This window comes from Kluyvera ascorbata ATCC 33433 (assembly GCF_000735365.1).
Lineage (GTDB): Bacteria > Pseudomonadota > Gammaproteobacteria > Enterobacterales > Enterobacteriaceae > Kluyvera > Kluyvera ascorbata.
This window is the reverse complement of sequence record NZ_JMPL01000040.1, coordinates 1-23,255: the sequence shown is the minus strand read 5'-3', so window position 1 is coordinate 23,255 and position 23,255 is coordinate 1. Positions and strand designations below refer to the sequence as shown.

The window sequence follows — 23,255 nt, the reverse complement described above, 5'->3', positions numbered from 1 at the left end:
TTTTGTTAAATTAAAGTAAATCAAGGCAGTAATAATCAACATCGCGATTTAGCCGTACTTTTGTTATGCTTTCGCGCTAAACAGCGGAAATGAGTCATTATGCAAGCCTGGTACTTACTATACTGCAAACGCGGGCAACTTCAGCGTGCCCAGGAACATCTGGAACGACAGGCGGTCAACTGCCTGACGCCAATGATCACCCTGGAGAAAATGGTGCGAGGGAAACGCACGTCAGTCAGTGAGCCGCTGTTCCCGAACTATCTGTTTGTGGAATTTGACCCTGAGGTTATTCACACCACCACCATCAACGCCACCCGCGGCGTCAGCCATTTTGTTCGTTTTGGGATGAGCCCGGCAACGGTGCCGTCTTCGGTTATCCATCAGCTTTCCATTTATAAACCTGACGATATTACCGACCCGGAAACGCCGTACCCTGGCGACAGCGTGGTGATCACCGAAGGTGCATTCGAAGGGCTGCAGGCAATCTTTGCCGAGCCGGACGGTGAAGCACGTTCAATGCTGCTGCTCAACCTGCTGAATAAACAGATTAAGCAGAGCGTTAAAAACACCGATTTCCGCAAAGCCTGACTTAAAAGTGGATATTAAACAGCCGTCTGGCGTTATTGTCCGTGACGGCTTCCAGCCATTGCGCCTCTTCACCGCGCCAATTCGCAACCCGCTCCAGAATATGCGTCACGTAGGCAGGTTCATTACGCCGTGAGGCTGGCTTTGGCATCATATCGCGCGGCAGCAGGTACGGTGCATCCGTTTCCAGCAGTAACCTGTCCGCCGGAATCATCGGCAGCAGTTCACGAAGTTCGAGCCCACGACGCTCATCGCATACCCAGCCGGTAATGCCAATCGACAGCCCGCGATCCAGGCACGCCTGCGCTTCATGCCGCGTTCCGGTAAAGCAGTGCAGCACCGCGCCAGGTAGATGGTCGAGCCACGGTTCCAGCAGGGTGAGAAAACGGTCGTGCGCGTCGCGGCAGTGTAGAAACACCGGCATGCCGAGTTCAGCGGCCATTGCCAGCTGCGCGGTAAACGCCACTTCCTGTTCGGCTGGCGTAGAGAAGTTGCGATTAAAATCGAGACCACACTCGCCCACCGCCACCACCTCCGGCTTATTGACCAGCGTGTAGATGGCTTCAGCGACTTCCGCAGACCAGCTGCTGGCATCATGCGGATGCACGCCAGCGGTAGACCAGCAGCATTCAAAGCGTTCAGCCAGCCGCTGCGCTTCTTCGCTTTCGTGAAGGTTTGTGCCCGTTAGCAGCATGCCGTGTACACCGGCGGTGCGTGCTCGTGCGACCACTTCATCGCGATCGCGAGCAAACTGTGAGCTGGTCAGATTGACCCCAATGTCAAACATCATCACTCCCATATGACAACCGCCCTGGCGGGCGGTTGGTGATTATTCTTCAGCTTGTTCTTCTTCCGCGTCTTCATCACGCGTTAGCCGCTTCCCAGCGTAGAAGCGAGAGAAGAAAACCCCCACTTCGAACAAACAGTACATCGGAATCGCCAGCAGCGTTTGCGAGAACACATCCGGCGGCGTTAGCAGCATGCCAACAACGAAGGCGCCAACCAGCACGTACGGGCGTTTTTTCCGCAGATCGTCCGGCGTGGTAACACCCACCCAGCAGAGCAGCACAATCGCCACCGGCACCTCGAACGACACGCCGAACGCAATGAACAGCGACATGACAAAATCGAGGTAGCTCTTAATATCGGTCGAGACCAGCACCCCTTCCGGCGCGGTATGCGTCAGGAAGCCAAATGCCAGCGGGAACACCACAAAGTAGGCGAACGCCATGCCGATGTAGAACAGTAGAGTACTGGAAACCAGCAGCGGCACGACCAATCGACGTTCATGCTTGTACAGCGCAGGTGCCACAAATGCCCAAACCTGATACAAGATGACCGGGGCGGACAGAATCAGCGAGACCATAAAGGTCAGCTTGATAGGCGTAAAGAACGGCGACGCCACGTCGGTGGCAATCATCGTCGCGCCAGCCGGCATCTGCTTAATCAGCGGGGCGGAGACCATCTGATAGATGTCATTGGCGAAGTAGACCAACGCCAGGAAAATCACGATGACCGCAATGATGCAGTTGAGCAGGCGCTTGCGCAGCTCAATCAAATGAGCGATCAGCGGTTGAGTATCTTCTACGCTCATGTTTACGGTTTATCACTCGATGCGGGGGATGAATCAGGAACAGCGGCCGCAGGGACTTTTTCTTTCTCTACAGGCTTTACTGCCTCGGCGTCAGGCGCAGGTGCCTCCGCTGACGACGCTTTAGGCTCGTCAACGTGCGGCTCAGCAACTTCCGGCTTCACAGCGTCCTTATCCTTCACCACCGGGTTATGGATGGTATTGGCCTCGTCGCTCGCCTTTTCAGGGTCGTTCGCCGTATAAGAACGCTTCATCGACTCTGCAGCTTCACGCAGCTCGTCCATGGAGGCCTTCAGTTCTGGCGTCAGGTTATCCAGACTCGCTTTCTCCACTTTTTTCAGGCTGTCCTGAAATTCCTGGAGTTTAAGCTCCTGCGTCAGCTCGTTTTGTACGGTTGTCGCCAGAGAGCGCAGCGCGCGGATCCAGCCAACAACCGTCTTCACTGCTACCGGTAAGCGTTTTGGCCCCAGCACAACAAGGCCAATAATAAACACCAGCAGCAGTTCACTGAAACCAATATCAAACACGAATTACACCTGCTCGTTGTCGTGGCGTTTCGCTTCGTCTTTCTTTGCACTTTCCTGCTTATCAGTGATTGATTTTGCAGTGAAATCTGCATCCTGGTCCGCTTTGTTTTTGGTGTCGTCTTCATCACTCATGGCTTTTTTAAAGCCTTTGATAGACGAACCTAAATCGGATCCCAGTGAGCTCAGCTTTTTAGTCCCGAAAAGCAGAACTACGATAACGACGATAATCAGCAACTGCCAAATACTAATACCACCCATACATGTCCCTCTGATATACACTTCATCCTTCAAGCTGCCTCTGCGTTGGCTGCGTTCGTTCACCCCAGTCACTTACTACAGTAAGCTCCTGAGGATTCACTCACTTGCCGCCTTGATGCAGCTTGAATGATTTTGTGCATAGATGATGAAATAATCAGCGCGCATTATACGTTATGCAACGCTCTCTTAGCGACGCATAATTCAGCGCGTCTTCCGCCACCCGGCGAACCATACCACCAGCCCTCCGGCCATAAGCCATGCGGGTGTCAGGCCCCATTCCGGGCGATTAACTAGCAATATTGTACCGCTCAGGAGTAAAACCGCGCCTATACCAAAGAGATAACGCGATTGCCCCTGACGGGTATGATGCGTCGTCAGATTCTGCGAGAGTTTCTCAAGGCTCGCCTGAACCTGCTTACTCTGACGAAGGCTGTCATATACCAGCTCCGGCAGTTCCGGCATCTTTTCAATCCAGAACGGCGCTTTGTCCTTCAGTGCGCGAACCAGTGCCGGAATACCAACCTGGTCTTTCAGCCATGACTCGAGGAAAGGCTTCGCCGTCTTCCATAAATCTAACTGAGGATAGAGCTGACGTCCTACCCCTTCTACGTAAAGTAATGTCTTTTGTAGCAACACCAGTTGCGGTTGAACTTCCATATTGAAGCGTCGGGCGGTGTTAAACAGGTTCAGCAGCACGTGGCCGAAGGAGATCTCAGCCAGCGGTTTTTCAAAAATCGGCTCACAGACGGTGCGGATAGCAAACTCAAATTCTTCCACGTTGGTGTCCGCAGGAACCCAGCCTGAATCGACGTGCAGTTCTGCCACCTTACGGTAATCGCGGTTAAAGAAGGCAATAAAGTTTTCCGCCAGATAGCGCTTGTCGTCTTTGTTGAGCGAGCCAACGATACCGCAGTCGATGCCGATGTACTGCGGGTCTTCCGGGTGCTCATAGCTGACGAAAATATTCCCCGGGTGCATGTCCGCGTGGAAGAAGCTGTCGCGGAACACCTGGGTGAAGAAGACCTGCACGCCGCGTTCGGCCAGCAGTTTCATATTGGTATTCTGTTTTTCCAGCGTCTCTACGTCAGAGACCGGAATACCGTAGATGCGCTCCATCACCAGCATGTCAACGCGGCAGTAGTCGGAATAGACTTCCGGCACGTATAGCATCGGGCTGTTTTCGAAGTTACGGCGCAGCTGAATGGCGTTTGCCGCTTCGCGCAGCAGGTTCAGTTCGTCAATAAGCGTTTTTTCATAGTCGCGCACCACTTCAAGCGGGCGCAGACGACGACCGTCCGGCAGCAGGCGAGGTACCCAGCGCGCCAGGCGATAGATAAGCTTCATGTCCGCTTTGATAATCGGCAAAATATCCGGGCGGATAACCTTAATGACCACCTCTTTGCCGTTCTCTTTCAGGCGAGCAGTGTGCACCTGAGCAATGGAGGCCGAAGCCAGCGGCTCGATGCTAAAATCATCAAACCAGCTTTCAACGGGAATATCGCCCATCGATTTTTCAATCTGCTGTTTCGCCAGCTTACCGTCGAACGGTGCCACGCGGTCTTGCAGCATGATGAGCTGGTCGGCAATTTGCGGAGGGAAAAGGTCGCGGCGGGTAGAGAGCATCTGCCCAAATTTGATCCATACCGGGCCAAGCTCCTGTAATGCCAGACGCAGACGTTCGCCTAACGATTTATCCTTGTGGCGATTTGGCATCCAGAACAGCAGCCGACGCCCAATACGCAGCGGCAGCGTGACACGCATTTTGGGAATGAGCTCATCAAGCCCGTAACTCAAAAAGGTGCGGATGATAAAATACAGGCGCCGTAATTCTCCTGGCGTCATTTCCCCTCCAGTTTTTCCAACCGTTTCGTCAGCGCGGCAATATCACGCTCAACGGCCGTTGTTTCTTCCGCAAACCAGGCCACTTCCAGCGCGCCGGGAGCCAGTCGCCACTCTTCAGTCAGGGTTTCCGCCACATAGCGCTGCTGGCGTGCCAGCCCGTGCTGAATGAACTTCGCCCCACCGCGCAGCGCTTTGCTGATCCCCTCTGCCGCCACATCACCGGTATAGGGCGCCAGCAGTTCTGCAGGAGAGAACTCTGCCAGATCCGCCAGCGAAACCAGGTTTTGCACTACCTGAAGATCGCCCTGCACTTCCAGGTCGTTATTGCGGATGAGCGCCGTGAGCTGCTGACGGTTGCGCAGTTGAGGCAATACGCTGACACGTGTAATAACGGTGCAATCCGCCTCGCCGTCCCACGCGCCGACCACGTCAACCTGACGCTCACTAAAAATCAGCACCAGCGGAGAAGAAAACTCTTTCAGCTCAATGCGTAATACTTTTCCGATAAGACGCTGACGGGCAGGTTTCAACGCCTTTTCACGCCATAGCAGCGCATTAATGGCGGTTTCAATACTGCCGGTCACTAAGGGTTTTAAAGGCATACGGCCCCCGCTTATCAGAATTTATAGCCGCGATGCAGCGCGACAATCCCGGCAGTCAGGTTGAAGTACTCAACGTTTTCCAACCCGGCATCCTGCATCATCCCTTTCAGGGTGTCCTGATCGGGGTGCATACGAATAGATTCCGCCAGATAGCGATAGCTTTCTGCATCGTTCGCCACCATTTCGCCAATACGCGGCAGAATGTGGAACGAATAAGCATCGTAAGCTTTGCTCAGTGGGTCGATAACCGGCTTGGAGAACTCCAGCACCAGCAGGCGTCCACCAGGCTTCAGTACGCGATACATTGAACGCAGCGCTTTGTCTTTGTCGGTGACGTTACGCAGACCAAAAGAGATGGTGATGCAGTCAAAGGTATTATCCGGGAACGGCAGCGCTTCGGCGTTAGCCTGTACGTATTCCACATTACCCACTACGCCGATATTACGCAGCTTCTCACGCCCCATTTTGAGCATGGAGTCGTTGATATCTGCCAGCACCACGCGGCCGGTTTCACCGACCATACGCGAAAATTTTGCCGTCAGGTCACCGGTGCCGCCCGCCAGATCGAGGACCGTCTGTCCACGGCGCACGCCGCTGCAATCAATGGTAAAACGCTTCCAGAGACGATGAATACCGAATGACATCAGATCATTCATCACATCGTATTTTGCGGCGACAGAATGGAAGACATGCGCCACCATGTTTTCTTTCTGTGATTTGGCGATTGTTTGAAAGCCAAAGTGCGTCGTTTCTTGTGAATCCTCAACCATCTCTATGCCTGCTTATCAAGAAAATGTTCATGGAGTGTAACAGATTGGACGCAATTGCCCTACGATTCCACCCCGTTACCAAACCCGTGCGGCGAGCGTCTTAGCGACGTTCTGCGGCTAACGGATTGTCATCATTCGTATCTGTGTCGTCACGCAGACGAAAATCATCGTCCTGTGCCGTCGCCTGTTCAACCAGTTCCGGATTAATCTCGCGTTTTACCTCCACCCCGAGGTGGCGGAACGCTTCGGCCTGCGTTAGCAGGTTGCCGCGCCCGGTAGTGAGCTTTTTCATCGCCTGCCGGTAGTTTTCCTGCGCTTTATCGATACTCTGGCCAATGGCCGACATGTCGTCCACGAAAAGGCGCATTTTGTCATATAAGCGGCTCGCGCGTTCAGCAATATGCTGCGCATTTCGGCTTTGATGCTCATAGCGCCAGAGATTGGCGATTGTCCGCAGCGCCACCAGCAGCGTGGTCGGGCTCACCAGCATGATATTGTTTTTGAGCGCTTCGCTGATAAGCTCGGGCTGGCGGTCCAGCGCCAGCAGGAATGCCGGTTCGACGGGAATAAACATCAGGACATAGTCCAGTGAACGCAGCCCCGGGAGCTGCTGGTAATCTTTGCGCCCCAGCATCCGAATGTGGTTACGCACTGCAGCAATATGTTCCTGCAGTGCGGCTTCGCGGGTGTAATCATCTTCGGCGTTAAAGTAGCGCTCGTAGGCCACCAGCGTCATTTTGGCATCCACCACCACGTCTTTGCGGTGCGGCAGGCGCACGATAACGTCAGGCTGCATACGGGAATTGGCATCGGTGTTGATACTCACCTGAGTTTCATATTCGTGCCCTTCACGCAGACCAGATGCCTCCAGCACACGCGTGAGCACCACTTCACCCCAGTTTCCCTGGGTTTTGTTGTCGCCTTTTAGCGCACGAGTCAGGTTAACCGCTTCCTGCGCCATCTGGGCATTGAGCTGCTGGAGGTTGCGAATTTCATGCGCCAGGGTGTGACGCTCGCGCGCCTCCTGACCAAAACTTTCCTGAACCTGACGGCGAAAACCATCAAGCTGTTCACGAAGCGGCGTAAGCAGACCATGCAGGCTCTGGCGGTTTTGCTCCTCCACACGGCGGTTACTCTGCTCGAAAATACGGTTAGCCAGATTTTCAAACTGTTCGCTCAGACGCTGTTCGCTGTTGAGCATCAAACGGTATTTTTCATCACCGTGCTGCCTCGTGGTCTCCAGCAGCGTAGTGACCTCTCGTAGATCAACTTCCAGCGACGAGTTGATTTCTCGCAGGCTGCGCAGTTCATTGTTGAGCAGTTCGCACTCTTCACGCCAATGGGCGTTCTGGGCAATTTGCTGCTTTGCCGCGCTGAGCTCAGCGTACACATCACGCTCTTCAGCTAGCTGTTCGGCCCGCTGCTGCGCAACACGATAGCTTGCGGCCAGCCAGCCAATCGCTATGCCCGCCAGCGCGACCAACGCATAAATCACTACGGCAATATCCACAACGCCCCCTACTTAAACCCGTTATCTGCACAAAATAGAATTGTGCTGTATAAACGTCCAGTTTTAAAGCGGTTTCCTGCGAGGCTCAGCGCAAAAATCATTATTAAATATTCATAAGGTAAATTAAAAAATAAGTAATTTTATTTTAAACAAATAAAATAGAGTAGAGAAATATATTTAATACGTTAAAACAAAAGCGTGTCACAAATTACCACTGTGTTTTTATTGCCTGACAAAAACATTCAAGATAATCTATCGAAAATTAGTTCTCACTCAGACACTGGCGCCACTAATATACAAAAAATCAATAAACATCTGATTCTTGTTTTTTCATTTTTACAGCTCTATTTTAAATAAACGCTGAATCACTGCTTTATTTTATCACCTCAATGAACACAATAACTAACGGAGAATATTATGGAATTTGGGACATGGATAAAAAAAAGAATTGCCGGAGAAGATGCCGCTCTTGGAGTCCCCAGGGAGAAGCAAAACTTAAATGGTCTGATACTCGAAGAGGCAATTGCCTATCATATTGCCTGGCGAGAACGTTGGTTAACTGCATTGCGTGAGAATAGAGGACACGATTTTGATATTACGCAGGTTTCCAGCGATGCAGTCTGCCAGGTAGGGAAATGGATATACAACGAAGGTGCATCATTCGCCAACTATCCTGAATACGAACACTTCCGCATTCTGCATGCAAAATTTCATCAATGCGCTGGGAATATCGTTGCGTTACATCAGAAAGGCCATTTTCTGGATGCCTTCGCCGCCGTCAGTAATGATCTAATGCCATTGTCTGAAGAAGTAGGACTGTCGCTTGGCGCATTGCTGGAAGCCTCACAGCGCTAAATACAAAAAAGGCCTCATAATGAGGCCTTCAATCATCTCAGACCTGATTACAGCAGGCGGCGTGCCGCTTCCACCACGATTTTCACCGCGTGGCTTTCAGTCTGCTTCATGGTCTCAGCATTTGGGATTTCCTGCTGGGTGCGGTTAACAATAACCCCAGCAACCATCCCTGCGCGCAGACCCTGGCTTGAGCACATGGTCAGCAGCGTCGCGGACTCCATCTCATAGTTCATCACGCCCATTGACTGCCACTCTTCCATGGAGCCTTTGAAGTTTCTTACTACGCGACCGGAGAAGGTGTCATAACGTTCCTGACCCGGGTAGAAGGTGTCAGAAGAGGCGGTAACGCCCACATGAGTGGTCGCGCCTACTGATTTCGCCGCTTCTACCAGTGCAGTCGTACACGCGAAGTCAGCAACAGCTGGATATTCCATCGGTGCAAAATGTAGGCTCGCCCCGTCCAGACGAACGGAAGCCGTCGTGACCAGTACGTCACCGACGTTAATATTCGGCTGAATAGCGCCAGTGGTACCCACGCGCAGGAAAGTACGAATACCCAGTTGCGCCAGCTCTTCCACGGCGATAGAAGTGGATGGTCCACCGATGCCGGTAGAGCAAACGATCACTGACTTGCCGTCGAGCTCGGCACGCCAGGAAGTGAATTCACGGTGAGATGCCAGTTTTACCGGCTTTTCCATCAGCGCGGCGATCTTTTCCACACGCTCCGGGTCACCAGGGACGATGGCCAGCGTAGCCCCTTGAAGGTCACTTTTGGTGAGGCCGAGATGAAAAACATCAGACTTGGACATAAAGAACTCCTCTGTGGTTCAGTTTTGTCAGAAGAAGCAAAAATGTACTTTATAGAAGACCACAACATCTTTTCGTGACTACCATCACTAAGAATTAAAAATATTACATTAAATTCCACGCAATTAGTGATTCACATCACATTAACAAGTTATTGTTATCACCTGCTGCACAAAAATACGCCGTATTCAGGCACTGTGATTCAGCTATGAGTTCATTAAAAGGGTACGGAGAATGCCATGACAATCAACAAACAACCTGGATTTGCCCCTGCTGCTTCGCCTCATGCCTCAACCGCTGTTCATACCTCCGACGAGAGCATCTCAGCGGGAGAAACGTCTATTCCTTCACAAGGTGAGATGTTGCCGGCGTACCACGCGCGCCCCAAGCACAGCGACGCGCCGCTGCCGATAATCATCGTAGTGCAGGAGATTTTTGGTGTCCACGAACACATCCGTGATATTTGCCGCCGTCTGGCGCTGGAGGGTTATCTGGCGATCGCACCAGAGCTCTACTTCCGTCAGGGCGATCCTAATGATTACGCTGACATACCTACACTGTTTGCTGGCCTGGTCTCAAAAGTTCCCGATGCGCAGGTTCTGGCCGACCTCGATCACGTTGCCAGTTGGGCTGCGCGTAACGGTGGTGACGCCAGCCGCTTGGGCATCACCGGCTTTTGCTGGGGTGGGCGCATTACGTGGCTCTATGCCGCGCACAACCCGCAGTTGAAAGCCGCCGTTGCCTGGTATGGCCGTCTGGTCGGTGATAAAACGCTGAACAACCCAAAAAACCCGATAGATATCGCCGTCGATCTGAGCGCGCCGGTGCTGGGGCTGTACGGTGGAGAGGATACCGGGATCCCGCTGGAGTCCGTCGAAACCATGCGTCATGCCCTGCGCGCGGCGAATGCGAAAGCAGACATCGTGGTTTATCCAGAAGCCGGGCATGCGTTTAACGCTGATTATCGCCCAAGCTATCATGAAGAGTCGGCCAAAGACGGCTGGCAGCGCATGCTGGCATGGTTTGCGCAGTACAATGGGAAAAAAGGCTAAGCCTTATATAGAGTGAAACGGAGGCCAATGCCTCCGTTTCATTTTTTACGCCTGACGCAGGTTTTGCGCCGCTTTTACCATGTTCGCCAGCGCCGCACGGGTTTCTGGCCAGCCGCGAGTTTTCAGACCGCAGTCCGGGTTCACCCACAAACGTTCTGCCGGAATACGCTGCTCCGCTTTTTCAGCAGGGCTTCAATCCACTCCACGCTCGGTACGTTCGGTGAGTGAATATCATAAACGCCCGGCCCGATTTCGTTCGGGTAGTCGAACTCCTCAAACGACTCCAGAAGCTCCATGTCTGAACGGGAGGTTTCAATGGTAATAACATCCGCATCCAGCGCCGCAATAGAATCCATGATGTCGTTGAATTCGCAGTAACACATGTGAGTGTGGATTTGAGTATCGTCTTTCGCCACCGCCGCGTTGATACGGAAAGCTTCCACACCCCACTCCAGATAGGCCGCCCAGTCGCTGCGACGTAACGGCAGACCTTCACGCAGCGCCGGTTCGTCAATCTGAATAATACCAATGCCGGCCGCTTCCAGGTCCGCCACCTCATCACGCAGCGCCAGCGCAATCTGTTTGGCGATCGTTTCGCGGGTCACGTCTTCACGCGGGAAGGACCAGCAAAGAATCGTGACCGGGCCGGTCAGCATACCTTTCACCGGCTTGTCGGTCAGAGACTGGGCGTACTTCGCCCACTCCACGGTGATCGCTTCCGGGCGGCTAACATCGCCGATGACAATCGGTGGCTTCACACAGCGGGAACCGTAGCTCTGCACCCAGCCGTTCTGGGTGAAGACGAAGCCATCAAGGTGTTCACCGAAATATTCCACCATGTCGTTACGCTCGGCTTCACCGTGCACCAGCACATCAAGGCCCAGACGCTCCTGCTCAATAATCGCCTGCTTGATATGTTCGGCGATCCCGGTGCGGTAGTGGTTGGCATCCAGGTTACCCTTTTTGAAGTCCAGACGCAGACTGCGGATTTCCGTGGTTTGCGGGAATGAGCCAATGGTTGTGGTCGGCCACGCGGGCAGGTTAAAGCGCGCACGCTGCGCTTCAGCGCGCTCCGGGTAGGCGCTCGTGCGCTGGCTATCTTTGGCAGTAATCGCCGCCAAACGCTGTTCCACCGCTGCATTGTGTACGCGGGTTGAGTGACGACGAGCCTGAATCGGCGCGCTCCACTCGACCAGCGCCGCCGCGTTGCCGGTATTCAACGCATCGCGAAGCAGCGCCAGCTCACCGCATTTTTGCAGGGCGAAGGCGAACCAGCTCTTCACTTCCGCATCCAGACGGGTTTCAACGCTCAGGTCGATAGGGCTGTGCAGCAGGGAGCAGGAAGAGGCGACCCAGAGTTCACGTTTTCCAACCAGCGCTTTAATCTGCGCATACTTTTCGGTGAGATCGGCGCGCCAGACGTTACGACCATTAATCAGACCAGCGGAGAGCAGCCAATCCCCCGGCAGGCGCTGATGTAGCGCGTCAACGTCATCTTTACCGTGTACCAAATCAACATGCAGTCCCTGTACCGGCAGCGCGGCGATGGTGTCCAGATTCGGCGTCACGCCTTCGAAATAGGTGGTGAGCAGCAGCTTCACATGCCCCTGCAGCGCATCATAGGCTGGTTTAAAAGCGTTCAGCCACGCCTGCGGCAGTTCGAGAACCAGCGCTGGTTCATCAATCTGCACCCACTCAATACCGCGTTTAGCCAGCTCAGCCAGTACCTGCTGGTACACCGGCAGGATGTCGTTTAGCAGGGTCAGACGGTCAAACTGCTCACCTTTCACTTTCCCCAGCCACAGATAGGTTACCGGCCCGAGCAGGACAGGCTTCACGTTGTGGCCGAGCGCTAGCGCTTCGTCGACTTCATCCAGCAGTTGGGTCCAGGTCAGCTTGAACTGCTGGCCTTTGGTGAACTCAGGCACCATGTAGTGATAGTTGGTGTTAAACCATTTGGTCATTTCTGCCGCCGCCGCAGGTTCACCGGTCGGTGCGCGGCCACGGCCAATACGGAATAGGGTGTCGATATCGACAGAGCCATCGTTGTTCTGATGGCGAGCCGGGACGTTGCCTAACAGCAGACTGGTGGTCAGTACATGATCGTACCAGGCGAAATCGCCCACCGGCAGCAGGTCGATACCCGCTTGCTTCTGCTGCTCCCAATGACGGGCACGCAGCTCGCGGCCAACGGCCAGCAGTTCTTCACGGGAGGCGTTACCCGCCCAATAGCTCTCTTGCGCTTTTTTCAGCTCGCGACGCAGTCCAACACGAGGGAAACCGAGGGTGTGGTTTTGAATAGTCATCATATGCCTCTCTTAATTGTTGAAATCCTTTGGATTTTCAATTTAGGGAAAGCGGCAAGTTTATGAATCACCGGGAGCTTACTTAAGTAAGTGACTGGGGTGAATAAACGCAGCCAACGCACCATAAATTTAAAAGACGAAGGATTTTAGCCGTCCAGATGTTTACACATCCATAATGTGAATGTACTGTATAATCCTCAAGCGCAAATTGTTCATGCCGAAGTGAAGGACTTTCATGATCGAAATTAAACATCTGAAAACGCTCCAGGCGTTGCGGAACAGTGGTTCTCTGGCAGCCGCCGCGGCGACGCTGCATCAGACCCAATCCGCCCTGTCTCACCAGTTCAGCGATCTGGAACAGCGCCTTGGCTTCCGGCTATTCGTACGTAAAAGCCAGCCGCTGCGCTTTACCCCGCAGGGTGAAATCCTGCTGCAGCTGGCGAACCAGGTGCTGCCGCAGATAGCCCAAGCGCTGCAGGCGTGCCATGAGCCGCAGCAGACTACCCTTCGCATCGCCATCGAATGTCATAGCTGTATTCAGTGGCTGACCCCTGCGCTGGAGAATTTCCGTAAGCAGTGGCCGCAGGTTGAAATGGACTTTAAGTCCGGCGTGACCTTCGACCCGCAGCCTGCCCTCCAACAGGGCGAGCTGGATGTGGTGCTCACCTCTGACATCCTGCCTCGCAGCGGCCTGCACTATTCGCCGATGTTTGATTTTGAAGTGCGACTGGTCCTGTCGCCGGATCATCCGCTGGCAACCAAAGCACGCATTACGCCGGAAGATTTGGCATCAGAAACGCTGCTGATTTACCCGGTACAGCGCCAGCGTCTGGATATCTGGCGTCATTTCCTGCAGCCTGCTGGCATAAGCCCACAGCTGAAAAGCGTTGATAACACGTTGCTGTTGGTGCAGATGGTTGCTGCACGGATGGGCATTGCCGCCCTGCCGCACTGGGTGGTGGAGAGTTTCGAGCGCCAGGGTCTGATTGTGACCAAAACCCTGGGCGAAGGGCTGTGGAGCCGACTGTACGCCGCCGTGCGCGATGGCGAGCAGCGTCAGCCGGTGACGGATGCGTTTATTCGCTCAGCGCGGAACCACGCTTGCGATCATCTGCCGTTCGTGAAGAACGCGGAGCGACCCAATGGCGATGCACCCACAGTGAGGCCAGTATCACCGCAGCCCCTGTAAGGAAGCTCGGCCAGTGAGGCTGTTGATGCCAGATAGCCAGGTTCACCAGCAGTCCTGCCGGGACATGCATATTGTTCATAATCCCTAAGGTGCCTGCATCCACCTGCGTGGCACCGTAGTTCCACATAAAGTAACCAATCCCCGAAGCCACCACGCCGAGGAACACCAGAATCCCCCACTGCGGGAGAGTCTGCGGCATTTTCTGCGCGTTGCCGAGCAGCATCCAGGCCACCGTCGCCACCAGAAACGCCCCAAGGTAGAACCAGGCAAAGGCGTTATGCTGCGGCATCGGTCGGGTTTCCATCAGTCGCTTATAGCCCACCATGCCAATCGCAAAGACGATATTGGAAAGCTGCACCAGGATAAGCCCCGTCCAGAAATGGTTGGTGATATGGTCATAGCGAATAATCCCCGCGCCGATCACCGCCAGCAGCGCGCTAAACGCGTAGCTCCAGCGCAGGCGGCGGCCGCTCATCAGGTCATAAATCAACGTGATGTAGAGCGGCGTGAGGACGGTAAACAGCAGCAATTCAGACACGGTGAGGTAGAGATAAGCATGGAAGCTCAGCATGTACATGATGCCTAGCTGCATTGCGCCCACCAGCATGTACAAACCAACGGTTTTCAGGCTGTGCCCGCGGGTGCGCAGAAACGGCAGGAAGACCAGCGCCGCCAGGCCTACGCGCACCAGTACCGCAAAGTAGCTGTCGACGTGCCCGGCAAGGTACTCGCCGTAGAAGCTAAAAGAGAAAGCCCACAGAATCGTGGTAATAATCAGGAGCGCCACAATGAATGTCTCATAGGAAGATGAGCATTCATTGTAGCGGAGTTGTTGGTTGACAACTGACCACTAAATAGTCAGCTGTTGATAATTAACGCAGATACATGTCTCGCAGGAAGTGCGGGACTGCGTCATCGGCGTTTGAGCCGATCACTTCAAGCTCCGGATGCAGGTCTTTCAGACGCTGGTGCGCGCCTTCCATAATGCAGCCTTTCCCCGCCATCGACAGCATTTCAGCGTCGTTCATCCCATCGCCAAAGGCGATGCAGTCTTTCAGGGTATAGCCCATCGCTTTCGCCACCGCTTCCAGCGCATGACCTTTCGACACGCCGCCCGCCATCACTTCCAGACAGGTGAGCGTGGAGAAGCTGACGTTGACGCGATCGCCCCAGCGCGCGTTAATTGCCTGTTCCAAAGGCAGCAGCGTTTCGTGGTCGTTGCAGGTGAAGAACACCTTGCTGACCCCTTCCGGCTCCAGCATACCTGGTTCATACAGGGTGTAGTTGAAGACCGCTTCTTTGAAGAAACGCATCTCTTCCGGGCGGTGGCGGTTCATAAACCATTCGTCTTCACGATAAACGTTGGTGACGATGTCCGGATTCGCATTCACGATGCCGAAGAGATCGGCGGCGATATCGCGGTCGAGATTATGGGCGAAGACCTGTTTTCCGTCAGCATCGTGTACGCGCGCGCCGTTGGAGGTGATCATGTAGGATTTGATCCCCAGATTATCGCGAATCTGGCCCACATCGATGTAGTGGCGGCCGGTAGCGAAAACAAAATTCAGACCGCGCTCGGTGAGCAGCTTCAGCGTTTCTTTCGCATACGGCGTTAAGTGGTGGTCAGGGGAGAGTAAGGTGCCATCTAAATCAGACGCAACAACCTGGTACATATTCGAATTTAACCTCTAAACAGTGCGGCGCTGGCGCCGAATTAACGATGTCGATGGAAAAAATCGACGATGGCAGTGAGTGCGACTGAGCGCATAGCGTCCTTTTCAAAAAGGATCTCATGATAGGCGCCCTGTATGACAAGCGGCTTACCGCCATCACAAGGATGGCCCGCTTCGGCGCGAAGCTCGCAATAACGATCGTGCATGCGATTATCAACGACGCGTTCTTCCTCTGCCTGAATCAGCAGAACAGGAAACGTCTCTTTTGCAGCACCGGCGAGGATTTGCTCCCCTGCCAGGATACCTTCTCTGACCCAGTGATACGTGGGGCCGCCCACGCGCAATCGGGGTTCATCGGCATAAAAACGAACGTTACGCCGATAGCGTTCGCGGCTGTGGGTCAGGACATTAATACCAAATGGCAAGGCATGCCATCGGCCTGTTCCCATTGCATAACCTTCCCGAAGACGCTGATGGCCCTCAGCACAATCGAGAAGTGGCCTGACTACCCATTCCGGCAGGCGCATAATAATACCGAACATCGGCGCACAAAGCGCGATGGCGTCACAGCCTTGCGGATTACGCTGCAAAAACTGCGTTGCGATAGCCCCGCCCATCGAGTGGGCGAGGATAAACCGACGCCGCCAGTGTCCCGGCAGCACCTGTTGCTGCCAGAACGCAGCCAGATCGTCGACATAGTCGCTGAATTTCGCCACGTGGCCGCGATGGGTATCGGACAACATGCGCCCGGAACGTCCTTGACCACGGTGGTCAATAATCAGTACATCAAAGCCGCTATGGAAAAGATCGTACGCCAGTTCAGCATACTTTACGTAGCTTTCAATTCGCCCGGGGCAGACCACAATCACGCTGTCATGCGCAGGCGAACTGAACCGCACGAACCGTACCGGAACGCTATCAACGCCGATAAACTCTGCTTCCTCTCGCCCCCGCCAGAAATCCATCAGCGGGCCGGTCGTAAAGGCAGCAAACGCGTTTTCTCTTGTATTCCAATCCTTTTGCTGTCGAAACATCGGGCTTCCACCCCTGCTAACCGCTGAAAATCATTTTTTTTTGACGCATAACACAACGTCTGGACAATAGCGTATTGTGGCATAAAAACAGACAATCAGGGAGTTTCTCATGACCTTCGAATGGTGGTTCGCCTACCTGCTCACATCCATAATTCTTAGCCTTTCTCCGGGCTCAGGGGCGATCAACACGATGACCACCTCGATTAACCATGGCTATCGCGGAGCAGCAGCATCGATTGCCGGTCTTCAAACCGGCCTGGCGATACACATCGTGCTGGTTGGCGTAGGCCTCGGGACACTCTTCTCGCGCTCCCTGCTAGCCTTTGAGGTGCTGAAATGGGCGGGTGCCGCATACCTTATCTGGCTTGGTATTCAGCAATGGCGCGCCGCAGGCTCCATCGACCTGAAAACGCTGGCGAAGACGCAAAGCCGCGGCAAGCTGTTTCAGCGCGCGGTATTCGTCAACCTCACCAATCCAAAAAGCATTGTGTTCCTGGCCGCGCTATTCCCACAGTTTATTGTGCCGCATCAGCCGCAGATTATGCAGTACCTGATTCTTGGGGTGACGACTATCGTTGTCGATATCATCGTGATGATTGGCTATGCCACGCTGGCGCAGCGGATCTCGGCGTGGATTAAAGGGCCGAAGCAGATGAAGGCACTGAATAAGGTGTTTGGTTCGCTGTTTATGCTGGTAGGGGCGCTGCTGGCGTCGGCTCGCCACGCCTGAATCCGGCGCACAAAATTTTGTCGCGGGGATAACTCGCTGACAAAATCGCGCGAGCGGTTACGCATCCCGGAAAGAGAGCTCGAATTATCGCTAAGCGACAAATAGGCTCAGTAACAGAATGCCGCCAGACTTTTCATTCACGGATGATAAACGATGACGGAGACAGCCACACCGCATGATGCGGTCTTTAAAACCTTCCTTTCCTGCGCTGATACGGCGCGGGATTTTATTAGCCTTCATCTCCCCGCTCAGCTTCTCCGACTCTGCAAGCTAGAGACGCTACGGCTGGAATCGGGGAGTTTTATCGAAGACGACCTGCGCCCCTACTACAGCGATATCATCTACTCTCTGAAAACCACCACCGGTCGCGGCTATGTTCACGTGCTTATCGAGCATCAAAGTACCCCGGATAAGCATATGGCCTTCAGGCTACTGCGTTACGCCGTTTCCGCCATGCAGCGTCATCTCGAAGCCGGTCATAAAACCTTACCGCTGGTGATCCCCATTCTGTTTTATCACGGAAAGCGCAGCCCTTATCCCTGGTCGCTAAGTTGGCTGGATGCGTTCAGCGATCCTGTTGCTGCACGTCAACTCTACACCTCGCCTTTTCCATTAGTGGATATTACTGTCATCCCCGATGATGAGATTATGCAACACCGCAGCATGGCGGCGCTGACCCTGGTGCAGAAGCATATTCGCCAGAGGGATATGGCGCTGCTACAAGACAAGCTAGCCAGTTTGTTTATTCTGGGACACACCAGCGGACAACAAATAACCGTACTGGTAAACTACCTGATGCAGGCCGGACAAGCCCAGGATGTTCAAAAACTATTGTATGGATTGGCACAGCGCGTGCCGCAGCATGGAGAAAAGCTTATGACCATGGCAGAACAGCTACATAAAGAAGGGATTCAGGAAGGTAAACTTGCCGCAACGCAGGATATTGCAAAAGCCATGCTGGAAAGGGGCATTGATAGCGACATCATCACTGAGATCACCGGACTTTCCCATGATGAACTCCAGCAACTCCGCCACTAAACACCGCATAGCCCACTCGATGACAACACCGAGTGGGCCAATCACTTAGCGCGAAATAATCAGGTGAATGCCGAAGCCCGCGAATAACGTGCCCGCCACGCCATCAATCCACTTCGCCGCACGCTGGTAGCCGCGACGCATAGCGGGCAGCGCAAACAGGCTCGCCACTACGGTAAACCAGGCCAGCGTTTCAAGGATAATCAACAGGAAGATCCCCCAGCGCTCGCCCGCGCCGACGTTATCGCCAACAAACAGCGAGAACACCGAACCAAAGTAGATAATCGCTTTTGGGTTAGCGAGGTTAGTCAGCAGGCCTTTCATAAAGCTGCGCCCGCCCTGAGCCAGTTCAACCTGCGGTTCTTCGGCTGAATCGACTTTCTCTTTCTTCAGCGCCCCGCGCAGCATCTGGTAGCCCATCCAACACAGGTACAGACCGCCGCCGACCATAATGATGGTGTGCAGCCACGCCATTTTTTCGATAATCAGGTGCAGACCGAGCAGCGCAACGCCAGCCCAGACCATCACGCCACAGGTGATCCCCAGTACGCCCATCATCGCCTCTTTGCGCGAGCGGCTAACGGCAGTCTGGGAGACAAAAAAGAAGTCCGGCCCCGGGCTCATCAAAGCAATGATGTGCACCAGCGCGACGGTCAGAAACAGCGTAATCATGATAGACCTACCAAACGGGGCGATAAATTCGCGGAAAATAGTACAGTGAGTAACTATCTTTGCACTTTTTCCACGAACTGACTACTCCTCATCGTCGCCGTCGACGTGAGCGCGGATAAGCGCCAGAAACTCACGGCCAAAACGCTCGAGCTTACGCGTGCCGACGCCGTTGACGCTGAGCATATCGCTCGGAGAGATAGGCATCTGTTCTGCCATTTCAATCAGCGTCGCGTCGTTGAAGACCACATAAGGCGGGATATTTTCTTCATCGGCAATGGCTTTACGCAACTTGCGCAGCTTGGCAAACAGCTGCTTGTCGTAATTGCCTACTGCCGCTTTCTGCATCACGCGCGGCTTCAGCGCCACGATACGCGGTACGGCAAGCTGCAACAGCGCTTCGCCGCGCAGCACCGGGCGGGATGCGTCGGTAAGCTGTAGCGCCGAATGCTGGGCAATATTCTGGGTGACAAAACCTAAGTGGATAAGCTGGCGAATGACGCTCACCCAATGCTCATGACTTTTGTCTCGCCCCATTCCATAGACTTTCAGTTTATCGTGTCCGAACTCGCGAATACGCTGGCTGTTCGCACCGCGAATCACCTCAACGACATAGCCCATCCCAAAGCGCTGGTTAACCCGGCCAATGGTTGAGAGCGCAATCTGCGCATCCTGCACGCCGTCGTACTGTTTAGGCGGGTCGAGGCAGATATCGCAGTTACCGCACGGCTCCTGGCGACCTTCGCCGAAATAGTTGAGCAGCACCAGGCGACGGCAGGTCTGCGCTTCAGCAAACGCCCCCATCGCGTTGAGCTTATGCCGTTCAATATCCTGCAACATGCCCTCTGGCTTTTCTTCCAGACAGCGGCGCAGCCACGCCATATCTGCCGGGTCGTAAAACAGCATCGCTTCCGCCGGCAGGCCGTCTCGGCCAGCACGACCGGTCTCCTGATAGTAGGATTCGATATTGCGCGGAATGTCGAAGTGCACCACGAAACGAACGTTGGGCTTGTTGATACCCATCCCGAAAGCCACGGTAGCGACGACAATTTGCAGGTCGTCGCGCTGGAATTTCTCCTGCACGTCGGCGCGCACGTTGTTTTCAAGCCCGGCGTGATAAGCCCCCGCGCTGATGCCACGGCTCTGCAAACGGGCTGCGGTGTCTTCCACCTTCGCACGGCTATTACAGTAAATAATGCCGGATTTACCGCGCTGCTCCTGCACGTAGCGCATCAACTGGTCGATGGGCTTAAACTTCTCCATCAGCATGTAGCGAATATTCGGGCGGTCAAAGCTGCTGATTTGGATAAACGGATCGTTCAGCCCCAGCAAACGGACAATATCGCTACGCGTGGTGTCGTCGGCGGTAGCCGTCAGCGCCATAAACGGCAGCGATGGGAAGCGCTGACGCAGTTGACCCAGGGCGGCATATTCCGGGCGGAAATCATGTCCCCACTGCGAGATACAGTGTGCTTCATCGACCGCCAGCATCGCCGGATTCCAGTGTGCCAGATGCTCAAGGAAGTTATCCAGCATCAGGCGTTCCGGGGCGATGTACAGCAGGCGAATCTGCCCGGTGCGGCAGCCGGCCATCACCTCTTGCTGCTGTTCACGGGTTTGAGTGGAGTTGATACAAGCCGCCGCCACGCCGTTCGCCAGCAGCTGATCGACCTGGTCCTTCATCAGCGAGATCAGCGGTGAAACCACCACTGTCAGGCCGTTAAGCACCAGCGCAGGAATTTGATAGCACAGCGATTTGCCGCCGCCGGTTGGCATCACGACCAGGCAGTCGCGCCCTTCCAGCACGGTGTCGATAATGGTTTCCTGGCCAGGACGGAACTGCTGGTAGCCAAAGGTCTCTTGCAAAACCTGTTTAGCCAGCGATTCCTGATTTAAAACTTCCGCCTGTGCCACATTGACCCCATTACCGTTAAATAAAAACAGGCGCTATTTTCAGCGCCCGCGTGCCAAACTGCAACGTTTTAGACGAATTCCTTCGGCCATGCTCGCAACAAACCGCAGGAATTGCTCTTAAAACAGATCGTTAAGCATCACCCCGACCCCAACGCGAGTCTGGTTAAAGTTATAGTCGATAAGCGATTCGCCGTATCCACTGTACACCTGAGTATAGAGGCGAACGTGCTTACTGATCGGATAGCTGACGCCAAGCTCAGCGCCGCCGTAGCCGGTGTTCCAGTTATATTGCCCCTGCGCGCTGAGCACGGCATCTCCCAGCTGATAGCCGATTTTCAGCCGGTAGTAGCCCATATATTTGGTGATATCCGGATTATCGTCGGTATCGCCAATCACGTACCAGGGCTTCACTTCAACCAACCAATTGCCGTTCTGCGCCATTAAGCGCGTGTACAGGCGGTTCCAGCTACGGGAAGTTGGGTCCGAGCGGCCGTTAGAATCGTGGTTGTAGCCCACTTCCACATCACGAAGCGTCCAGCCGGCGAAGCGGTAGTCGGTGGCAAAGCCGAGGAAGAGCTGCGGCTCATAGTTGGTCTCACGAAATGGCGCCGACTCATCGCTGTTGGACATCTGCCACCAGGAGCGCTGAGTATATGAGGCGGCCAGCACCGAGTTATCACCCAGAATGCCGCGCCACAGCGGGAACGCCAGGCTAAGCTGGAATTTCACCTCGTCTTTCCGCGCATTCTCAGCCCAATCATAGGTTCGAATCGCCTCTTTATTAAGGTCGCTGGTCCAGGTGTAGAGCAGATAGTTGCTTTCGTAGGGATAAAGCGTGAACGGATTATCATGCTCTTGTAGGAGGTTGGCGATAATACTGCCGCGCACCGCGGGTACATCATGTACTTCTTTAATTGTCGCTTCCTGCGCCAGCGCCACGACAGGCAGTAGCAGCGCCAGCAGCCCACTTAGTGAGATCCGCATCAATCAACTTCCCCTGATATATATATAAATAATGGATAACAAATTGACACGTATTCTACCCGTTTACGTGGTTCTTGCTCATCAAACCTTTCCGAAAGTAGAAATCAACATCCAATAGGCATAAAATCAACATTTTATTAACAATGAAATGTAAGGTTACTATGTCTGCAGAACTCACCGCGGAAGCCGCACTCAAGCTGGTTGGCGAAATTTTTGTCTACCACATGCCGTTCAATCGGGCGTTGAATCTGGAGCTAGAGGTCTATGAGAAAGCGTTCGCACAGCTGAGTTTCAACAACCAGCCAATGATGGTCGGCAACTGGGCGCAAAGTATCCTACACGGCGGGGTGATCGCCTCGGCGCTGGACGTCGCGGCAGGCCTGGTATGTGTGGGCAGCACGCTGGCACGCCATGACACCATCAATGAAGATGAGCTGAGACAGCGGCTATCAAAAATGGGCACCATCGACCTGCGCGTCGATTATCTTCGCCCAGGGCGCGGCACGCGCTTTACCGCTTCCAGCACGCTGCTGCGCGCAGGCAATAAGGTTGCCGTTGCCCGCGTTGAATTGCACAACGAAGAGAAAACGCATATCGCCAGCGCCACGGCGACTTATATGGTGGGATAACCGCCAGAATCGCGTAAAATTGCGTTACTTTTTCGAAATGGATGTTTCACATGGATCCCAAACAAACGCGACAAGGCGTGCTTCTGGCCCTTGCCGCCTATTTCATCTGGGGCATCGCTCCAGCCTACTTCAAGCTGATTTACTACGTTCCAGCCGATGAAATCCTGACCCACCGTGTTATCTGGTCATTTTTCTTTATGGTGGCGCTCATCAGCATTAGCCGTCAGTGGTCGCAGGTCAAAACGCTGCTGAAGACCCCAAAGAAGATCTTCCTGCTCGCGCTATCGGCAGTATTAATCGGCGGCAACTGGCTGCTGTTTATCTGGTCGGTCAATAACCACCATATGCTGGAGGCGAGCCTCGGCTACTTCATCAACCCGTTGGTGAATATTCTGTTGGGGATGATTTTCCTCGGCGAGCGTTTTCGTCGGATGCAGTGGTTAGCCGTTGCGCTGGCGATTTGCGGCGTTCTGGTACAGCTCTGGACCTTTGGCTCGCTGCCAATCATTGCGCTGGGGCTGGCGTTTAGCTTTGCCTTCTACGGGCTGGTGCGTAAGAAAATTGCCGTCGATGCGCAGACAGGCATGCTGTTTGAGACGCTCTGGCTGCTTCCCGTGGCCGCAATTTATCTGTTCGGCATCGCCGATAGCGCCACCAGCCACATGGGCAGCAACTCATGGTCGCTGAATCTGC

23 protein-coding genes and 1 pseudogene are annotated in these 23,255 nt (G+C 54.2%); 8 read left to right on the top strand and 16 right to left on the bottom strand.

What is annotated here, in order from left to right; genetic code table 11:
• Window positions 1-99: 99 nt before the first annotated feature.
• Entirely contained in the window at window positions 100-588 is a 489-nt protein-coding gene (rfaH, locus tag GKAS_RS11640) for a transcription/translation regulatory transformer protein RfaH (protein WP_035894429.1), read from the top strand.
• Between the two features lies 1 nt (window position 589).
• On the opposite strand, the gene tatD is transcribed toward rfaH, so the two are convergent.
• The 8 genes from tatD to rmuC form a co-directional block, all read right to left on the bottom strand.
• Complete coding sequence (tatD, locus tag GKAS_RS11635) at window positions 590-1,384, bottom strand: 3'-5' ssDNA/RNA exonuclease TatD (RefSeq protein ID WP_167540414.1); 795 nt, start codon at window positions 1,382-1,384, stop codon at window positions 590-592.
• A gap of 30 nt (window positions 1,385-1,414) precedes the next feature.
• Window positions 1,415-2,179, bottom strand: coding sequence for a Sec-independent protein translocase subunit TatC (gene tatC, locus GKAS_RS11630; RefSeq protein ID WP_035894427.1), 765 nt, complete (start codon window positions 2,177-2,179; stop codon window positions 1,415-1,417).
• Window positions 2,180-2,181: 2 nt separating this feature from the next.
• Window positions 2,182-2,703, bottom strand: a complete 522-nt coding sequence (tatB, locus tag GKAS_RS11625; protein ID WP_035894426.1) for a Sec-independent protein translocase protein TatB — start codon at window positions 2,701-2,703, stop codon at window positions 2,182-2,184.
• Window positions 2,704-2,706: 3 nt separating this feature from the next.
• Window positions 2,707-2,961 carry a Sec-independent protein translocase subunit TatA gene (tatA, locus tag GKAS_RS11620; protein WP_035894425.1) on the bottom strand — a complete coding sequence of 85 codons (255 nt, stop codon included), beginning with the start codon at window positions 2,959-2,961 and terminating at the stop codon, window positions 2,707-2,709.
• A gap of 201 nt (window positions 2,962-3,162) precedes the next feature.
• Complete coding sequence (gene ubiB, locus GKAS_RS11615) at window positions 3,163-4,803, bottom strand: ubiquinone biosynthesis regulatory protein kinase UbiB (RefSeq protein WP_035894424.1); 1,641 nt, start codon at window positions 4,801-4,803, stop codon at window positions 3,163-3,165.
• On the bottom strand, window positions 4,800-5,405 hold the full coding sequence (ubiJ, locus tag GKAS_RS11610) for a ubiquinone biosynthesis protein UbiJ (protein WP_035894423.1): 606 nt from the start codon (window positions 5,403-5,405) through the stop codon (window positions 4,800-4,802). Before ubiJ ends, ubiB begins: the two co-directional genes overlap by 4 nt.
• A gap of 14 nt (window positions 5,406-5,419) precedes the next feature.
• Window positions 5,420-6,175 carry a bifunctional demethylmenaquinone methyltransferase/2-methoxy-6-polyprenyl-1,4-benzoquinol methylase UbiE gene (gene ubiE / locus GKAS_RS11605; RefSeq protein WP_035894422.1) on the bottom strand — a complete coding sequence of 252 codons (756 nt, stop codon included), beginning with the start codon at window positions 6,173-6,175 and terminating at the stop codon, window positions 5,420-5,422.
• Window positions 6,176-6,275: 100 nt separating this feature from the next.
• Window positions 6,276-7,685, bottom strand: a complete 1,410-nt coding sequence (gene rmuC / locus GKAS_RS11600) for a DNA recombination protein RmuC (RefSeq protein ID WP_035894421.1) — start codon at window positions 7,683-7,685, stop codon at window positions 6,276-6,278.
• 417 nt (window positions 7,686-8,102) lie between these two features.
• Between rmuC and GKAS_RS11595 the strand changes: the two genes are divergently transcribed.
• A complete protein-coding gene (locus GKAS_RS11595; RefSeq protein ID WP_035894419.1) occupies window positions 8,103-8,540 on the top strand; it encodes a CZB domain-containing protein in 438 nt (145 codons plus the stop codon).
• A gap of 47 nt (window positions 8,541-8,587) precedes the next feature.
• Here GKAS_RS11595 and udp read toward each other — a convergent pair whose 3' ends face one another.
• Window positions 8,588-9,349, bottom strand: coding sequence for a uridine phosphorylase (udp, locus tag GKAS_RS11590; RefSeq protein WP_035894418.1), 762 nt, complete (start codon window positions 9,347-9,349; stop codon window positions 8,588-8,590).
• 237 nt (window positions 9,350-9,586) lie between these two features.
• On the opposite strand from udp, the gene GKAS_RS11585 reads away from it, so the two are divergent.
• Entirely contained in the window at window positions 9,587-10,399 is an 813-nt protein-coding gene (locus GKAS_RS11585; RefSeq protein WP_035894417.1) for a dienelactone hydrolase family protein, read from the top strand.
• Between the two features lie 45 nt (window positions 10,400-10,444).
• Here GKAS_RS11585 and metE read toward each other — a convergent pair.
• A pseudogene (gene metE / locus GKAS_RS11580) lies at window positions 10,445-12,705 on the bottom strand (5-methyltetrahydropteroyltriglutamate--homocysteine S-methyltransferase).
• A gap of 235 nt (window positions 12,706-12,940) precedes the next feature.
• Between metE and metR the strand changes: the two are divergent.
• Window positions 12,941-13,894 carry an HTH-type transcriptional regulator MetR gene (gene metR / locus GKAS_RS11575; RefSeq protein ID WP_035894415.1) on the top strand — a complete coding sequence of 318 codons (954 nt, stop codon included), beginning with the start codon at window positions 12,941-12,943 and terminating at the stop codon, window positions 13,892-13,894.
• Here the strand turns inward: metR and GKAS_RS11570 are convergent.
• The 3 genes from GKAS_RS11570 to pldB form a co-directional block, all read right to left on the bottom strand.
• Entirely contained in the window at window positions 13,782-14,681 is a 900-nt protein-coding gene (locus tag GKAS_RS11570) for a carboxylate/amino acid/amine transporter (RefSeq protein ID WP_035894414.1), read from the bottom strand. The genes metR and GKAS_RS11570 overlap by 113 nt on opposite strands.
• A gap of 85 nt (window positions 14,682-14,766) precedes the next feature.
• Window positions 14,767-15,567, bottom strand: a complete 801-nt coding sequence (yigL, locus tag GKAS_RS11565) for a sugar/pyridoxal phosphate phosphatase YigL (protein ID WP_035894413.1) — start codon at window positions 15,565-15,567, stop codon at window positions 14,767-14,769.
• A 41-nt stretch (window positions 15,568-15,608) separates the two neighbouring features.
• Entirely contained in the window at window positions 15,609-16,601 is a 993-nt protein-coding gene (pldB, locus tag GKAS_RS11560; RefSeq protein WP_035894411.1) for a lysophospholipase L2, read from the bottom strand.
• Between the two features lie 109 nt (window positions 16,602-16,710).
• Here pldB and rhtB point away from each other — a divergent pair, with 109 nt between their 5' ends.
• The gene (gene rhtB / locus GKAS_RS11555) at window positions 16,711-17,331 is read left to right on the top strand and encodes a homoserine/homoserine lactone efflux protein (RefSeq protein WP_035894409.1); all 621 of its coding nucleotides are present in this window, start codon (window positions 16,711-16,713) and stop codon (window positions 17,329-17,331) included.
• Window positions 17,332-17,484: 153 nt separating this feature from the next.
• Window positions 17,485-18,369: an Rpn family recombination-promoting nuclease/putative transposase gene (locus tag GKAS_RS11550; RefSeq protein WP_035894407.1), complete on the top strand. Its 885-nt coding sequence runs from the start codon at window positions 17,485-17,487 to the stop codon at window positions 18,367-18,369.
• A 45-nt stretch (window positions 18,370-18,414) separates the two neighbouring features.
• Here the strand turns inward: GKAS_RS11550 and rhtC are convergent, their stop codons facing one another.
• The 3 genes from rhtC to pldA form a co-directional block, all read right to left on the bottom strand.
• Window positions 18,415-19,038: a threonine export protein RhtC gene (gene rhtC, locus GKAS_RS11545; protein WP_035894405.1), complete on the bottom strand. Its 624-nt coding sequence runs from the start codon at window positions 19,036-19,038 to the stop codon at window positions 18,415-18,417.
• A gap of 81 nt (window positions 19,039-19,119) precedes the next feature.
• Window positions 19,120-20,949: an ATP-dependent DNA helicase RecQ gene (gene recQ, locus GKAS_RS11540; RefSeq protein ID WP_115074751.1), complete on the bottom strand. Its 1,830-nt coding sequence runs from the start codon at window positions 20,947-20,949 to the stop codon at window positions 19,120-19,122.
• A gap of 117 nt (window positions 20,950-21,066) precedes the next feature.
• A complete protein-coding gene (gene pldA / locus GKAS_RS11535; protein ID WP_035894401.1) occupies window positions 21,067-21,933 on the bottom strand; it encodes a phospholipase A in 867 nt (288 codons plus the stop codon).
• Window positions 21,934-22,094: 161 nt separating this feature from the next.
• Here pldA and yigI point away from each other — a divergent pair, with 161 nt between their 5' ends.
• Window positions 22,095-22,562: an acyl-CoA thioesterase YigI gene (gene yigI / locus GKAS_RS11530; RefSeq protein WP_035894400.1), complete on the top strand. Its 468-nt coding sequence runs from the start codon at window positions 22,095-22,097 to the stop codon at window positions 22,560-22,562.
• A gap of 50 nt (window positions 22,563-22,612) precedes the next feature.
• A partial coding sequence (gene rarD / locus GKAS_RS11525) for an EamA family transporter RarD (RefSeq protein WP_035894399.1) occupies window positions 22,613-23,255 on the top strand: 643 nt, incomplete at its 3' end.